Below are 15,452 nucleotides of genomic sequence, written 5' to 3' on the forward strand. Positions count from 1 at the left end.
TCACCTCCGTGCCGCGGCGACGAGCCGCTGGGTGTAGGGGTGGTGCGGGTCGTGGAAGAGCTGGTCGGTGAGCCCGCGCTCGACCACGCGGCCGAGCTGCATCACCAGCGTGCGGTCGGTGAGCGCCTCGATCACCGCGAAGTCGTGGCTGACCACCACGGCGGCGATGTCGCGCTCGGCTAGCAGGCCGCGCAGCAGGTCGAGCACCCCGGCGGCGACGGAGGCGTCGAGCCCGGTGGTGGGCTCGTCGAGCAGCAGCACCGGTGGTTCGGTGGCGAGCGCCTTGGCGATCTGCACGCGCTGGCGCATGCCGCCGGAGAACGTCCTCACCGGATCATCCATCCGGGTGAGTGGCACCTCGACGCGGTCGAGCAGTTCGGCCGCGCGCCTGCGGATGTCGTGGTAGCTTCGCCAGCCCGCGGCCGTGAGCCGTTCGGCGATGTTGCCGCCCGCGGTGACCCGTAGGTCGAGGCCCGCGGCCGGATTCTGGTGCACGACCGCCATCGAGTCGACGCGCAGCCGCCTGCGGGCGTCACCGGGCAGTGTCAGCAGATCGGTGCGCCCCTCATCGAGGGCGGCGAGCCGCACTGCCCCGGTGGTGGCCTGCTCGTCGCCGATCACGCAGCCGAGCACGGTCGATTTGCCCGACCCGGACTCGCCGATCACGCCGAGTGCCTCACCGGGTGCCACGTCGAACGACACGTCCCACGCGGCGACGATCGCGCCGGTGGCCGGGCTGATGGCGGTGCCGTGCTCGGGTCCGGTGCCGGGAACCGCGTCGGCCGCGCCGGGGCCGAACACCTTGCCGAGGCCGTCGACGCGCAGCGCCCAGTCCTGCCCTTCCGGCAGCACCGGGCGCGGGCGCCCGGGACGCGCCGTGGTGGTGGCCGGCGCGCGCAGGCGCGCCGAAGGGTCGGGTAGCAGGTGCAGCGGGGCACGCGCGTGGTGCGCCTCGGTGTCGGCGTCGCCCTCACGCACGCGGGCGCACCATTCGGTGTCGCTGCACGCGTACGCGCCCGTGGTGCCCGCCTCGACGAGGAAGACGTCGTCACTGCCGCACAGCACACATCGCGCTCCCGGCGCGTGCTCGACCTCGAACGGCACGTCGTCGAACGTGAGCGGCCGGACGTCGGTGTGCGGCGGGATCGCGTAGATCCGTTTCTCCCTGCCAGCGCCGAAGAGACTCAGGTGCTCGCTCTCGTGCAGGCGCGGCACGTCCCAGCGGGGTATCGGCGTCGTCGCCAGCACGTAGCGGCCGCCGACGAGCACCGGGTAGCCCGTGGTCCTGGTGATCATGCCGTTGCGGACGAGGTCCTCGTACAGGCTGACCCACATCGCCGAGTAGTCGCCCTCAGCGTGCATGCGGGCGCATTCGACCACCGACTTCTCCACGCCGCGCAGGGGCTCGGGCACGGGCACCTGCAGCACGAGCACCTGGCCCTCGCGCAGGCGTTCCTCGGGCACCCGGTGCCGGGTCTGCACGATCGTGGCCTCGCGGGTGTCGGCGGTGCCGGCGCAGCCGGTGGTGGCGGCGATCATGCGGCGCAGGTTCGTGGCGTTCACGCCGGCGTCGTCGCCCTGGTCGATCACCTTCACGGTGTCGTCGGCGCCGATCACGCCGAGGGTGACCTGGAGGCCGCCGGAGCCCCAGCCGCGGGCCACGGGCATCTCCCGCGAGCCGAACGGCACCTGGTAGCCGGGCACGCACACGGCGGTGAGCGTGGCGCGGCGGATCTCGCGCTTGGCGCCCTCATCGAGGATGCCCAGGTGGAGATCCTTCTCCCGCTCGGTGAGCAGTGTGTCCAGTGTGGACGTCATCGGCACTCCTGTCCTGCCGGTTCGGCGACGCGGGGGCCTGCCTCGGCCGCGGCGCGCATGGCCTGCTTGCGCTCGACCATCGAGCGGAACGTGACGTAGTGGGGGAGCTTGAGGTGCTCCAGGAAGCCTGCGGAGTCGAGGCCGTCGGTGGTGAGCAGCAGCAGCTGCTCCAGCGGTCCGGTGCGGCCGAAGCGGCGGTTGGCGACGTCGAGGTTGGCCATCGCGATGGCCTTGCGCTCGTTGTGGCCGAAGCACAGGCCGTAGCCGACGTCGAAGCGGCTGCGGTCCTCGTCGGCTCCGTCGAGGTCCTCGATCGCCTCGGCCTCCGTGGCGCGGAACTCGCCGACCCGCACCGGGTTGCCGGTGTGCGGGTGACGCACTCGCAGCGGGAGCCTGCCGTGACGGACTTCGCCGAGGGTCACCTCGTGGATGTCGCCGTCGGGGCCGAGGATCGAGCGGTACCACAGGGCGACGAGGGCCCCGGTCTCCGCGCGGGCCATGGACGCGAGCGCGGCGGACCGTTCGGCGGGTGGCCGGGCGGGCTTGCGGGTGATGTCGAACGGTTCCGGGTCGTCGACGCGCCGGTGGTCCACCACGAGGTCGAGCTTGCGGAGCAGGTCGAGGAACCGGCCCGGCCTGCGCTGGGTCTCGGTCCGCTCGGGCGGCGTCGCCGGCGTGTGGGACCGCCGCGGCGGGGGACCGGCGGGCTGTTCGAGCAGTCTGCCGGTGTAGTCGGTGGTGCGGCCGAGCAGCTGTGGGCCGTCGGGCTCGCGGAAGGCGGGCACGATGCGGCGCAGCACCACCATCTCGTCGGGGTCGATGGGCTCGCTCACGGCCAGCCTCGGCAGCGTGGACCGGTGTGCGCGCACCAGGTGTGCCGCCTCCAGCGGGTCGCCCTCGGCCTGCCGCAGCGCGGCCGCCGACGTGTCCGCGTGGTACAGCCCGGCCTCGCCCATGACGCGGTCGACGGCGAGCCGGAACCGGGCGGTGATCTGTTCGTTCGGCGCCCACGGCGCGGGTGCGTGGTCGCGGGCGCGGCGGACGAGGTCTTCGGCGGCGAGGATCGCCTCGAGCCCGCCGCGTGCTCCGGAGTAGCCCATCAGTCCTCCCTGCTGGTGACGAGTTCGAGGTGGGTGCTGCGAGGCAGGCCGAGCAGCCTGCCGTCGGGTGCGACGAGCAGCAGGTCGATCCCGGCGGGGAAGTCGCCGTGTCCCCTGGCGGCGGCGAACCCCTCGGGCAGGCCCCGCGGCGCGATCACGACCTCGCCGGGGAGGCCGGGGCCGGTCAGCCGCAACGGCTGCTCGCCGCCGGTGACATCGGGCACCGCGAGAGCCGCGAGCGCGCCGTCCTCAGGCGCGGTGGCGCTGCCCCGGCACAGCGAGCGCAGCTCGGCGGCCGTGACGGGTCGCAGCGCCGCGACGAGGCGGGCGCGGTGGAGCGGGGCGGGCGCGGCGTTGGTGACCACGCCGGTGACGTCGGCCCAGCGCGGGTCGTCGGCGAGGACGTGCACGCCTGTGCCGAGGTCGGCCAGCGCGAGCACGGGCAGCAGTGCGGCCGGGACCGTCTCGAGGGACTCCTGGGGAAGCCGCGTCACGCGGCCGGGGCGGGCGATGGCGTCGAGCGTCGCCCGGAAGCTGCGCTGCGACTCGTCGGGGCGCAGGGTCGCCGACCGGATCAGATCGGCCGTCTGGTTCATGTCAGCTCCTCGAACTCGACGACGGTCGGCGCGAGCTCGGCCCACTCGGCGGCCTCGCGCTCCTGCCTCCTGCGGGCCACGCGCGCGCACAGCTCGGCGACATCGGCCGCGTGCGGCCGAGCGGCCTCGACCTCGGCGTCGAGCACCGCCGCGGCGAGCGCCGAGGCCCGGTCGTCACCGAGCCGCATGGCCCACCCGCGGTGCCCGGCCAGCTCCACCTCGGCGCGGGACGCGAGCACGTCGCCGAGCAGGAACCGTTCCGCCGCAACGGGTTCGCGCACCTGTGCCGTGACGAAGCCGATCTCGGGGCCGACGAGCACGCGCACGTCGGCGCCGTCGGCGAGGCACTGGTCGGCCAGCGCCCGCAGCTCGTCCGGTTCCGCCTCGGCCAGCAGGCCGCAGCGTTCCTCGCGGCTCACTTCTGTCACCGCTGCTCCTCCTCGGGTTGGTCGGGATGCAAGGTCTCCTGGAGCTCGACGACCATGCGGACGGCGTCGGCGCGTGTCCACGCGGTGCTGCAGGTGAGGCCCGCGCCGGTCTCGGCGTCGCAGCTGAGGCTCTCCACCTGCCACGTGGGTGCGCTCGCCTCGATGCGGAGGTTGCGCACCACCTCGGGCGGCGGCACGTCGAGGCTCGCGCGGCACCAGGCGCGCACGGGCTTCACCCGGCCCATCTGCCGCAGCACGAGGTCGAGCGAGTCCGCCGCCTGCAGCGCCAGCTCCAGCTCCGGCACCACGTCGACGGGGATCCACTCCTGGATCCAGGTCGCCAGCAGGTCGTCGATGTAGAACTCGCGGGCCACGCGGTGGGCGAGCGTGCCGGGCTCGCGGCGCAGCTGTGCCGCCGGCCCGGCCGGCAGCGGGAGCCGGTCGACGTCCTTGATCACCGAGCGCGGCACCGCTCCGGCCGCCTGCACTGTGGCACTCCACGACGGCGGTCTGCTGTGTGAGATCACGTAGTCGATGCGCCGGTTGACGAACGTGCCCGCGCCCTGCACGCGGCGCACCAGCAGGCGTCGCTCCAGCTCCTGCAGTGCCGAACGGGCCGCCGCCCTGCCGACCCCGAACCGCTGCGCGAGCTCGGGCTCGCTGGCCACCCGCGTGCCCGCGGGGCGGCCGGCCAGTTCGGCGGCGAGCCGTTCGGCGATCTCCAGGTATCTCGTCGAGCTCATGTCCACGACCCTGCGCCCCTTGCTTGTCCGGACAACTTCGCCGCGGCCAACGCGACCGGCCCCGCAGGTGAACATCCGGCACGCTTGTCGCGAACTAGCCGGCCACCCTTCGCAGCCACACCGCGATCAGTTCCACCGCCATCGCCAGCGCGAACACCAGCAGCAGCACGGTGGTGACCACGCCGAACTCCAGCACCCTTGACGCGTTCTGGAGGTAGAAGCCGATGCCTCCGGCGCCGACGATGCCGAGCAGTGTCGCGGAGCGGATGTTGACGTCGAGCTGGTACAGGACGTGTCCGACGAACGCGGGCGCGGCCTGCGGCACCGTGGCCGACGCGAACACCTGCCAGCGCGTCGCCCCGGTGGCGCGCACGGCGTTCTCCACGCGCTCGTCGACCTCCTCCAGCGAGTCGGCCACGAGCTTGCCGAGCAGACCGACCGCGCCGACCGCCAGCGCGAGCGTCCCCGCGACCTCACCGAGCCCGGTGAGCACCACGAACACCACCGCGAGCACGAGCTCGGGGATGCCCCTGATGAGCACGATCAGCCCGCGGAACACGGCACCCACCCTCGGCGACGGCGCCACGTTGCGAGCGGCGAGCACCCCGATGGGCAGTGCGAGCACGGCGCCGAGCAGCGTCGCCGCGAGCGCGATCTTCACCGTCACCCACAGTGCCGTGAGCAGGTCGGGAAGGATTCCGCCGGTCTCGGGCGGCCAGAACAGCCCGAGCGTGGTGCCCAGCCTGCTGAGCCCGTCGACGAAGCCGGCGGGGGAGAGCTCCGCGCCCCACAGCGAGGCCAGCACCACGAGTGCCGCGACCAGGCCGTAGACGTTGCGGCGGACACGGCTCGGCGTCCACGGTGGACTGATCCGGCCCGGTGCGGGCCGGGCCCGGCTCAGCGGCGCGCGGGTGAGCGCGCGCCGGATCGCGCCGGAAAGCAGCTCCGCCAGCACGCACAGCACGAGCACCACGAAGGCGAGTGCCATGCCGCGCCGGTAGTCCAGCTCCCGGAACGCCGAGGCGATCGCGAACCCGAGGCCGTCGACGCCGACGAAGCCGAGCAGCACCGACACGCGCAGGTTGATGTCGAACCGGTGCAGCGCGGTCGACACGAACGCGGGCAGCACCTGCGGCAGCACACCGCTCGCCAGCTCCTGCGAACGGCCGGCGCCGCCCGCGCGCACTGCGGTGCGCGGTCCCTCGTCGATCTGCTCGACGGCGTCGGCGTAGAGCTTGCCGACCATGCCCACCGAGTGCAGGCCCATCGCGAGTACCCCGGCCATCGAGCCGAGCCCGAACACGCGGATGAACACAATGGCCAGCACCACGTCGGGCACCGCCCTGGCGAGAACGATCGCCGCCCGCGAGCCGACGCGGGCGGCGGCGTTAGGCGTGGTGTTGCCCGCCGCGAGGACGGCGGCCGGGACACTCAGCAGCACCGAGAGCAGTGTCGCCGACACCACGATCGCCAGCGTCGTGCCGCAGAGTCGGAGCAGCTCCCCGGCCGAGGGGAAGTCCAGTGGGAACATCCGCCGGGCGAAGTCGGCGGCGTTGCCGACGCTGTCGACGAGCGTGGCGACGTTGATGCCGAGGTCGCTCGCCGCCCACACCCCGGCGCCGAGTATGGCGAGCACCACGACCGTCGCCGCCATTCCCGGCCCGGACGGAGCGGGCAGGGTCCTGCGTTCGGCTACCGCGCGGCTCATGCGGCGGCAGGAACGCGCGCGACAGCCGAGTACACGGCCATCGCCTCGTCGCGGCCGAGCCCAGCGGCCTGCCGGTCGAGCACTACGCGGCCCGAGCGGAGCCCGACGACGCGGTCGCCCCAGCTCAGCGCGAGGTCGACCTGGTGGAGGCTGCACAGCACGGTGAGGTTCTGCTCAGCGCTGATCTCGCGCAGCAGCCCCATCACCTGTCCTGCCGACTCGGGGTCGAGCGAGGCCACCGGCTCGTCGGCGAGCAGGATCTCCGGCCGCTGCAGCAGGGCCCGCGCGATGGCGACCCGCTGCTGCTGCCCGCCCGACAGCGTGTCGGCGCGCTGGAACGCCTGCTCGGCCAACCCCACGCGGTCGAGGTGCCCCAGCGCCTCCTGTCGCACGCGCTTCGGGTAGGTGAACAGCCCGAGGCGCGGGCCGCGCAGCGTGCCCAGTGCGCCGGTGCAGACGTTCTCCAGCACCGTGAGCGCGCCGACGAGGTGGAACTGCTGGAAGACGAAGCCGACCCGGCGGCGCAGCGCCCGCAGCCGTGCCCCGCTGGCCGTCGCCAGGTCGGTGCCGAGCACGCTGACCGAGCCCGCGCTGGCGCGCTGGAGCCCGTCGACGTGGCGCAGCAGCGTTGACTTGCCCGACCCGGAGAGGCCGAGCAGCACGGCGATCTGCCCCTCCGGCACGCTCAGCGACACCTCGTCGAGCGCGAGGGTGGCCCCGAACCGCTTGCTGACCCGCTGGAACGTCACGACGTCGTGCACTGCTCGTCCTTCGTGATGTCGCAGACCCGGCGCACGCCGTCGAAGAAGCCGTCGTCGACCTTCGCGAAGCCCCACACGTCGTCGCCGACGACGCAGTCCTCACCGCAGAATCCGTTGGCGCGCAGGTAGTCCACGTTGGCCTTCTCCTGCACGGCCCTGGCGATCCTGTCCCGCAGGGCCGGGTCGAGGTCGTCGCTCACCGCGATCGGCGGGCCCGCGATCACCTCGGACTTCCACACCGTGCGCACCTCGCCCGCCTTCAACTGTCCCTTCTGGATCAGCTGCCTGTCGACCATGCTGTCCATGGCGAAGCCGACCTCACACTGTCCACTCGCGACGGAGAGTACGGAGGCGTCGTGCCCGCCGGCCATGACGGGCGTGATGCCGGACTCGGGGTCGATGCCCTCGTTGATCAGCCCGGCCGTGGGGTAGAGGTAGCCCGAGGTGGAGCCGGGGTCGACGAAGCAGGTCTTCTTGCCCCGGAAACCGGCGAGGTCGCGTACCGGTGAGCCGGCGTTGACGATGCCGTAGGACTGGTAGCCCGGCTCGGCGCCCTTCTCCTCGACCTGGGAGGCGACGGCCGTCGTCTCGACGCCGCTGTTGCGGGCGAGCACGTATGAGAACGCGCCGTACTGCGCGATGTCGATCTTTCCGGCCCGCTGCCCCTCGATGATCGCCGCGTAGTCGGTGGCCTGCTGGAACTCGATCTCCTTGCCGGTCTCCCGCTCCAGCATGTCGATCACCGGCTGGAACGACTCCTGCAGGCTCGTCGACTCCTCGGAGGGGATCGACGCGAAGACGAGTGTGTCGGCCTCACCGGAACCGCCGTCGTCGTTGGCCGCGCTCTGGCCGCAGCCGGCGAGAGCGAGGGCGGCGACCGCGATCAGGCAGAGGCCGCGCAGGGGAGTCGGGGACATGGAGGCGCCTCTCTCTCTGGGGTGGTGGCACCAGAGAGGTTGCGTGCGAGGGATGCCCGCCACGGGGACTCCGGGTTACCGGAAACCGAACGCGGCGGGTCGCCTCTCTTCACCCGACCGGACGACCACGCCGGGTCACGCACGGTGCGCGCCCGGCCTGCCCTCCTCGACCACGAACGACGCGAACGTCGACTCGCCGGCGTCGCGGCGGCCGACCGTGTCGACCATCTGCAGGTCTGCCCGGAACTCCTTGCGGTCGACCCGGCACCGGACGTAACCGCGCCGGTCGCCGTCGAAGAACCGGATGTGCGGGTTGTACTTGATCATCGGCCCGTAGTAGGGCCCATAGACCTCGCCGTCGCCGTTGGAGGAGACGGACGTGCCGACGAACTCGGTCGCGACCACGGGGGAGTCGGGGCGGTCGAAGTCGCCGTGGATGTCGTTGACGAAGCTGGAGTGCCAGTCGCCGGTGACGACCACCGGATTGCGCACGCCGTGGCGCGTCCAGGCGTCGGTGAGGCGCTTGCGGGCGGCGGGGAAGCCGTCCCACGCGTCGTGCCACAGCCTGCTGCCCGAGGGCCCGTCGTGATCGAGCCGCGCCATCATCACGTTGCTGCCGAGGAGGTTCCACGTCGCCGACGACGCGGCGAACCCGTCGTAGAGCCACCTCTCCTGCTGGAAGCCGAGCATCGTCACGTCGGGCGCGTACGCGGCCGCGCACGCGTCCGCCTCGCCCCAGCCGCACGGCGGCACGCTCCGGTGCTGCCTGCCGTCGACCACGTCGAGCTGCGCGAGCCTGCCCCAGCGGAGCCTGCGGTGGATGCGGGGCCCGCCGAGCGCGTCGTGCCGCGAGGGCGCGCGCACGGGTTGGTGCTCGTACCACGCCTGGTACGCGGCCGCCCGCAACGCGCTGATGTCGCCCGCCTGTTCCTGCTCGGTACCCGCGTAGTCGTTCCTGACCTCGTGGTCGTCCCACGTCACCAGCCACGGGAACCGCGCGTGCGCGAGCCGCAGGTCGGGGTCGCTCTTGTAGAGGGCGTATTGCATCCGCCAGCGTTCGAGGTCCAGCGGCGCGGAGCGCAGCACGTCGGGCGTGTCCTGCCCGCGGTAGCCGCCGTCGGCGGGGATGCCGCCCTCGTAGACGTAGTCTCCGAGGTGCAGCACCAGGTCGAGGTCCTCCCGCGCCAGGTGCCGGTAGGACGGATAGTAGCCGCTGGCCCAGTCCTGGCAGGACGCGAACGCGAACGCCAGCGCGCCCACCGGCGCTCCGGAACGCGGTGCCGTCCTGGTGCGGCCGACGGGGGAGACGTCGCCGCGATAGCGGAACCGGTAGAACCACTCGCGGTCCGAGGCGAGCCCCTCGACCTCCACGTGCACCGAGTGCGCCAGCTCCGGCAGCGCCCACGCCGAGCCGACGGCGACGACGTGACGAAAGCGCTCGTCGCGCGAGACCTGCCACTCCACGGGCACCCTGCGGGGTTGCATGCCGCCGCCGGGCACGAACGGTTCTGGCACCAGCCGCGTCCACAGCACCACGCCCGTTGCGGTGGGATCACCGCTGGCGACACCCAGCTGGAACGGGTAGTTGCCGCCACCAGGCCTGGTCGTGGCCGCGGCGCGGCCGACGGGCGACCCGGCCAGCGCGGCGGCACCGGCGACGGCGGAGACTCCGGCGAGGAACCGCCGGCGGCCGAGATCGGTCGAGGCTTCGCTCATCCGCCCTGTCTAACCGGTCCCGGTGGCTCCGGGGCCACGCCCAGGTGAACCGCGGATGGGGGCCAGGCGTCGCGACCCCGGCCGACTCGCTGCCGCCCGCGATGCAGTGAAGGCCACCATGCCTGCGTTCAACGCAGTGAAGGTGGCCTTCACTGCATCGGGGCGAGCGCGCCCGCTACCGGCCGGAGGACTCCCGCCCGCTCAGGACCGGCCGCTCCAGGTACTCCAGCAGGCCACGCTCGAGCAGCAGGTCCACGATGCGGCCCGCCGCCGTCTCGGCGTCCAGCTCGCTCGTGTCCACCCGCAGGTCGGGCGCCTCGGGCTGCTCGTAGACGTCGTCCACGCCGGTCAGCCCCGTGATCTCACCCGAGGCGACCTTCGCGTAGAGCCCCTTCGGGTCGCGGCGCGCGCACTCCCGCAGCGGCGTGCTCACGTACACCTCCAGGAACGCCGACCCGCGCTCCTCGTGGCGCTGCCGCACCGCCTGCCGCGTCTCGGCGTACGGGGCGATCACCGGCACCAGCGTGAGCACCCGGTGCCGCGACAGCAACTCGGCGATGAACCCGACACGCCGGCCCTGCGCGTCCCGGTCCGGCCGGGAGAACCCGAGGTCACTGGAGATGGTCTTGCGGATCTCGTCGCCGTCGAGGACCTCGACCTCGGCATCGTCTCCGACCAGGGACGCCACCGTCCGGGCGAGGGTCGACTTGCCCGCGCCCGACAGGCCGGTCAGCCATACCGTCACACCGCGGTTGAGCCGCAGGGCGGGGCCCGGTGACATACAAGGTCCTCCTCGGTATCGCCCGGCCACGGGGCCGGTCCTCGCTCATGGTCGCCCATCATGCCGCCCAGCACGTCGTTCGTATCGTGCTGAGAGAAATAATCAGGAAGGTGCCAGGAAACCATCCCGCCCGACCCACTAACATCCCGGGGCCATGACCTCCCCCACCCAGCGGGTGTACCTGCACATCGGCTTGCCGAAGACGGGCACCACGTCCCTGCAGGAACTGCTCTGGCACCACCGCGAGGCGATCGCCGAGGACGGGGTCCTCTACCCGGGGCACGACGAGGCCGCCCACCACCGCGCCGCCATGGACGTGCACCAGGGCCGGTACGGGCAGTGGAAGGAGCCCGGCACGGCCGGCTCGTGGGACTGGATCGTCGAGCAGGCCCGCGCCTGGCGGGGCACGTCGGTGATCTCCACGGAGCTGCTGGCTCCCGCGAGCCCCGCCGAAGCCGCCGTCGCGCTGGCCGACCTCGACTTCGCCGAGGTGCACCTGCTGTGCACCGCCCGTGACCTCGCCCGGCAGATTCCGTCGGTGTGGCAGGAGAACGTCAAGACCCGGCAGCGGACGTCGTTCGCCGACTTCCTCGCCGCGCTGCGCGAGCCGGAGCTGAACGACACCTCCCGCCTGTTCTGGGACTACCAGGACCTGCCAAGGGTCCTGCGCACGTGGGGAGCGGGCCTGCCGCCCGAGCGGGTCCACGTGGTCACCGTGCCGCCGCGCGGGGCAGCGAGCGGCGTGCTGTGGGAGCGGTTCGCGTCCGTGCTCGGGCTCGATCCGGCCAGGTTCCCCAGCGACGTGCCGCTCTACAACAACTTCTCCCTCGGCATGACCGAGACCGAGTTGCTGCGCCGCGTCAACACCGCGCTCGGTGACGAGATGCCGTGGCTGCGCTACGCGGACGTGGTCAAGGACGACTTCGCCGCGAAGGTCCTGTCGCAGCTCAGCGGTTCCACTCACATCCCGCTGCCCGCCAGGGATCACAGCTGGGTCGCCGAGGCCGCACAGAGGTTCCACGACGAGCTGGCCGCCGCCGGGTACGACGTCGTCGGCGATCTCGGTGACCTGCTGCCGTCGGCACCGGCGGGCAAGGCCGCCGACGCCGACGCGGCGGCGCCGACGGACGCCGAGCTCCTCGCCACCGCCGTCGACGCGCTCGTGGCCCTGCTGCGGCGGGATCCCCCGCGGGCTCCCGCGCCGCCCCCGCCGCCGACGGGCGTCGGCCGGTTCCGGCAGACGCTGCTGCACCTGACCGAGCAGTACCCGCAGGCGATGCACGCCCGGCGGCTCTACTGGCGGGCCAAGGCTCAGCTGCGCCGCTGACACTTCGACCGTTTCGGGTGGTTGAGACGCGGGAACGGCGGGGTAGCCGGGCGCCGTGAGATCACGACTGAGTGCACTGACGACGGCCGGATCCCTGCTGCTCTCCCTGTTCGGCCTGCCCGCGTTCACCGCGCGCGTGGCCCCGCCCGAACCGTTGATTCCGCGCAACTTCCCCGATCCCGACGTCAGCGTTTTCGGCGGCACCTACTACGGCTACGCCACGGGCGGAGAGCGGGAACGGGTTCCGTACGCCGTCGCCCGCGACGACGGCGGTGACTGGACCACCCGCGGCGACGCCCTGCCACAGAAGCCGGCATGGATGGCGCCCGGCGTGGGTGCGTGGGCGCCGGACGTGTTCCAGCGCCCGCAAGGCGACTACCTCATGTACTTCACGGGCGCCCGCAGCGGCGACAACACCATGTGCCTCGGCGCCGCCGTGGCAGGCACCCCCGACGGACCGTTCACGCCGGTCGGAGACCAGCCGCTGGTCTGCGAGCCGCGGCTCGGCGGCAACATCGACCCGGCGAGCTTCGTCGACGCCGACGGCAGCCGGTACCTGCTCTACAAGACCAACGCGCACCCGTCGACGATCTGGCTGCAGCCGGTGGCCGCCGACGGGCTCACGTTCACCGGGCCCCGCGTGGAGCTCCTGCGCGTGGACCGTCCCGACGAGGGCCGGGTCGTGGAAGCGCCGGTGCTGATCAAGCGGGAGACGCAGTACGTGCTGTTCTACTCCGCCAACCACTTCCAGAGCCCGGCCTACCAGACGCGCTACGCGACATCGCCGTCGTTGACCGGGCCCTACACCAAGGCGAGGGAGCCGTTGCTCGACAGCCGGTCGACCGGCCTCGAGTCGCCGGGCGGGGCCGACGTGACCGGCGAACACCTCTACTTCCACGCCTGGCGGGACGGCGGCAGGGAGGTCCGTGCGATGTACCGCACGGACCTCCTCTGGACCGCCGACACGCCCTACGTGCCCTAGGTGTAGAGGAGCTCGTCGAGCAGGTCCTGCATCGTGACCAGCCCGACGACGGCGTCGCCTTCCTTGACGAGCGCGAGGTGATCGCGCCGGTCCCGCATCGTCGTCAGCGCCGTGTGCACCGGCGTGTCGGCGGGCAGGGCCTGCGCGGGCCGCATGAGGCCGGCCGCCGTGGCGCCCTGCGGCTGCGCGAGGGTGTCGCGGACGTGCACGACACCGAGCGTGCCCTCGCCGTGGACGACCAGGCGCAGGTGCCCGCTCGTGCGCGACGCCTCCTGGATCTCGGCGACGGTCGCGGTGGGCGGCACGGCGGCGACGTCCTCCCTCGGGGCCATGACGTCACGCACCCGGCGGGATCGCAGGTCGAGCGCGGTCGCCAGCTGCTCGTGCCGCGACGGGTCCAGCGCGCCCGCCTCGGCCGAGTGGTCCACCAGTTGGCGGAGGTCGTCGGGCGTACGTCCCGTGTTGACCTCGTCGACCGCCTCCACGCCCACGCGGTGCAGGCACCAGTTGGCGACGCCGTTGAGGGCCAACAGCAGCGGCCGGGTGAACCACATGAACACCCGCATCGGAATCGCCAGCATGGTCGCCGAACGCTCCGGATGCGCGATGGCCCACGATTTCGGCGCCATCTCGCCCACCACGAGGTGCAGGAACGTGACCACCACGAGCGACAGCACGAACGCCACCACGTCCGCCGTCGCCGTGGGTACGCCCCAGCCCTGCATGACCGGAGTGAGCATGTGGTGCACGGCGGGCTTCGCGACCGCACCCAGCGCGAGCGTGCACAGCGTGATGCCCAGCTGCGAGCCCGCCAGCAGCAGCGAGAGCTCCCTGGCACTGGCCAGTGCGGCCCGCGCCGAGGCGCTGGACTCCGCGGCGTCCTCCAGCCGGTAACGCCGGGCGGCGACGAGCGCGAACTCGACCGCGACGAAGAACGCGCTCAGCGCGATGATCGCGGCGGCGATCGCCATGGCGAGCCATGGACTCAGGTCGCTCACCGGTCCACCTCCTCGGAGGTCCGGCCGCGTTCCTCGATCCGGAGCCGCACGCTCGCGGGAACGTGCCGGTCCACGTCGCCGACAGTGATGTTCAGCAGCCGCCGCGGCTCGTCGTCGGCGGCGCCGGGGCGGCGCGGGAGTGCGACCGTGACGCTGTCGCCCGGCCCCGGCAGTGTGCCGAGCTCGGTGATCACCAGGCCACCGATCGTCTCGTAGTCGCCCTCCGGGAGGTCGTGCCCGAGCAGGCGTTCGACCTCGTCGATGTGCACGCTGCCCGCGAGCAGCCAGCCGCCGTCGTCCAGCCGGGTCGCCACGTCGCCCGCCGGATCGTGTTCGTCGGCGATCTCCCCGACGAGTTCCTCGGCGACGTCCTCCACGGTGATCACGCCGGCCAGGCCGCCGTACTCGTCGACGACACAGGCGAGCTGCTCACCGGCCTCGCGCAGCTGCGCGAGCACCTGTCGCAGCGGCAGCGACGAGGGCACCATCACCGCGTCGCGCGCGATGTCGGTGACCCGGCGGGTGTCGCGGTCGGCCGGCGAGAGCGAAAGGACGTCGCGCAGGCAGACGATGCCCCGCACGTCGTCGACGCCGTCGCCGAGCACCGGGTAGCGGGAGTGTCCCGATGCCATGAGCGTCACCACGTCGGAGACCGTCGCCGTGCCCGGCACCGTCGCGACGCGGGGACGCGGGATCATCGCGTGCTCGGCCGTGCGCTCGTGGAGGTCGAGCACGCGGTCGAGCAAAGTGGACAGCTCGGCGGGCAGGTCACCGCTGCGCCGGGACTCGTCGACGATGCGCTCGAGGTCGTGTGGCGTCGCGGCGTGCTCGACGTCGTGCACCGGTTCGATGCGCACCGCCTTGAGCAGCAGGTTCGACGCGTGGTCGAACAGCTTGATCAGCCAGCCGAACGCCGCGAGGTAGACGTTGGTCGACCACCCGAGCCAGCGTGAGACGGGCTCCGGCCGCGCGATCGCCAGGTTCTTCGGGAACAGCTCCCCGAAGACCATCTGCACCACGGTGGAGAACAGCAGGGCGAACGCGATACCGATCGCCACGCCTGCCGACTTGGAGAGGCCGGCGCCGCCGAGCAGCTCGCCGACACCGGTGCCGATCAGCGGCTCGGCGACGTAACCGACGAGCAGACCGGTGACGGTGATGCCCAGCTGGGCACCGGAGAGCATGAACGACGTGCGCCTGGTGATGGTCAGGGCGCGTGCGGCGCCGGTGTCACCGTCTGCGGCGCGGGCCTTGAGGCGGGAACGGTCCACGGCCATGTAGGCGAACTCCTGCGCGACGAAGTAGCCCGTCGCGGCTGTGAGCAGGAGAACCACGAGCATGCCGAGGAGAATGTCGACAATGATCATCGCGTCGGCACCAGCTCATCGAGCTCGGCGGCGACGCGGACGGTACTTCGGGAGGGGTCCATTGTCCTCTCGTCAGGGTCAGCCGGAATTGTCCGCTATCCATAGCACGACCGGACCCGTTGCGAAAGTTCCAACACACCGCCGCGTGTGACGCAGATCAACTCGTGGCGAGTCGTGCACTCCCGGCGGCGAGTTGTGCGTTCCCGCGCC

General features: G+C 72.5%; 14 protein-coding genes. 2 read left to right on the forward strand and 12 right to left on the reverse strand.

The annotated features are described in order from the left end of the window. The 10 genes from FCN18_RS08270 to cysC form a co-directional block, all read right to left on the reverse strand. The gene (locus FCN18_RS08270; protein ID WP_137094216.1) at positions 1 to 1,818 is read right to left on the reverse strand and encodes an alpha-D-ribose 1-methylphosphonate 5-phosphate C-P-lyase PhnJ; all 1,818 of its coding nucleotides are present in this window, start codon (positions 1,816 to 1,818) and stop codon (positions 1 to 3) included. Continuing rightward, entirely contained in the window at positions 1,815 to 2,918 is a 1,104-nt protein-coding gene (locus FCN18_RS08275; RefSeq protein ID WP_112269500.1) for a carbon-phosphorus lyase complex subunit PhnI, read from the reverse strand. The genes FCN18_RS08270 and FCN18_RS08275 overlap by 4 nt, the downstream gene beginning before the upstream one ends. Beyond that, on the reverse strand, positions 2,918 to 3,514 hold the full coding sequence (phnH, locus tag FCN18_RS08280; RefSeq protein WP_112269502.1) for a phosphonate C-P lyase system protein PhnH: 597 nt from the start codon (positions 3,512 to 3,514) through the stop codon (positions 2,918 to 2,920). Before phnH ends, FCN18_RS08275 begins: the two co-directional genes overlap by 1 nt. Then, positions 3,511 to 3,942, reverse strand: a complete 432-nt coding sequence (gene phnG, locus FCN18_RS08285; RefSeq protein ID WP_112269504.1) for a phosphonate C-P lyase system protein PhnG — start codon at positions 3,940 to 3,942, stop codon at positions 3,511 to 3,513. Before phnG ends, phnH begins: the two co-directional genes overlap by 4 nt. Continuing rightward, positions 3,939 to 4,685 carry a GntR family transcriptional regulator gene (locus FCN18_RS08290; protein WP_112269506.1) on the reverse strand — a complete coding sequence of 249 codons (747 nt, stop codon included), beginning with the start codon at positions 4,683 to 4,685 and terminating at the stop codon, positions 3,939 to 3,941. Before FCN18_RS08290 ends, phnG begins: the two co-directional genes overlap by 4 nt. A 94-nt stretch (positions 4,686 to 4,779) precedes the next feature. Continuing rightward, complete coding sequence (phnE, locus tag FCN18_RS08295; protein WP_112269508.1) at positions 4,780 to 6,393, reverse strand: phosphonate ABC transporter, permease protein PhnE; 1,614 nt, start codon at positions 6,391 to 6,393, stop codon at positions 4,780 to 4,782. Continuing rightward, on the reverse strand, positions 6,390 to 7,154 hold the full coding sequence (phnC, locus tag FCN18_RS08300) for a phosphonate ABC transporter ATP-binding protein (RefSeq protein WP_112269510.1): 765 nt from the start codon (positions 7,152 to 7,154) through the stop codon (positions 6,390 to 6,392). Before phnC ends, phnE begins: the two co-directional genes overlap by 4 nt. Next, positions 7,139 to 8,071, reverse strand: coding sequence for a phosphate/phosphite/phosphonate ABC transporter substrate-binding protein (locus tag FCN18_RS08305; protein WP_112269512.1), 933 nt, complete (start codon positions 8,069 to 8,071; stop codon positions 7,139 to 7,141). The genes phnC and FCN18_RS08305 overlap by 16 nt, the downstream gene beginning before the upstream one ends. A gap of 135 nt (positions 8,072 to 8,206) precedes the next feature. Further along, entirely contained in the window at positions 8,207 to 9,787 is a 1,581-nt protein-coding gene (locus FCN18_RS08310; RefSeq protein WP_137094218.1) for an alkaline phosphatase D family protein, read from the reverse strand. A gap of 175 nt (positions 9,788 to 9,962) precedes the next feature. Beyond that, positions 9,963 to 10,568: an adenylyl-sulfate kinase gene (gene cysC / locus FCN18_RS08315; protein WP_137094221.1), complete on the reverse strand. Its 606-nt coding sequence runs from the start codon at positions 10,566 to 10,568 to the stop codon at positions 9,963 to 9,965. A 154-nt stretch (positions 10,569 to 10,722) separates the two neighbouring features. Between cysC and FCN18_RS08320 the strand changes: the two genes are divergently transcribed. Then, the gene (locus FCN18_RS08320) at positions 10,723 to 11,895 is read left to right on the forward strand and encodes a hypothetical protein (RefSeq protein WP_113642105.1); all 1,173 of its coding nucleotides are present in this window, start codon (positions 10,723 to 10,725) and stop codon (positions 11,893 to 11,895) included. A 55-nt stretch (positions 11,896 to 11,950) separates the two neighbouring features. Beyond that, positions 11,951 to 12,877, forward strand: coding sequence for a glycoside hydrolase family 43 protein (locus tag FCN18_RS08325; protein ID WP_137094223.1), 927 nt, complete (start codon positions 11,951 to 11,953; stop codon positions 12,875 to 12,877). Here the strand turns inward: FCN18_RS08325 and FCN18_RS08330 are convergent. After that, positions 12,874 to 13,875: a hemolysin family protein gene (locus FCN18_RS08330; protein ID WP_137094225.1), complete on the reverse strand. Its 1,002-nt coding sequence runs from the start codon at positions 13,873 to 13,875 to the stop codon at positions 12,874 to 12,876. The two genes, FCN18_RS08325 and FCN18_RS08330, sit on opposite strands and share 4 nt — an antisense overlap. Then, positions 13,872 to 15,242 carry a hemolysin family protein gene (locus FCN18_RS08335; protein WP_137094228.1) on the reverse strand — a complete coding sequence of 457 codons (1,371 nt, stop codon included), beginning with the start codon at positions 15,240 to 15,242 and terminating at the stop codon, positions 13,872 to 13,874. Before FCN18_RS08335 ends, FCN18_RS08330 begins: the two co-directional genes overlap by 4 nt. Positions 15,243 to 15,452 lie beyond the last annotated feature (210 nt).

The sequence above is a fragment of the Prauserella endophytica genome, from assembly GCF_005146945.1.
GTDB classification, from domain to species: Bacteria; Actinomycetota; Actinomycetes; order Mycobacteriales; family Pseudonocardiaceae; genus Prauserella_A; species Prauserella_A endophytica.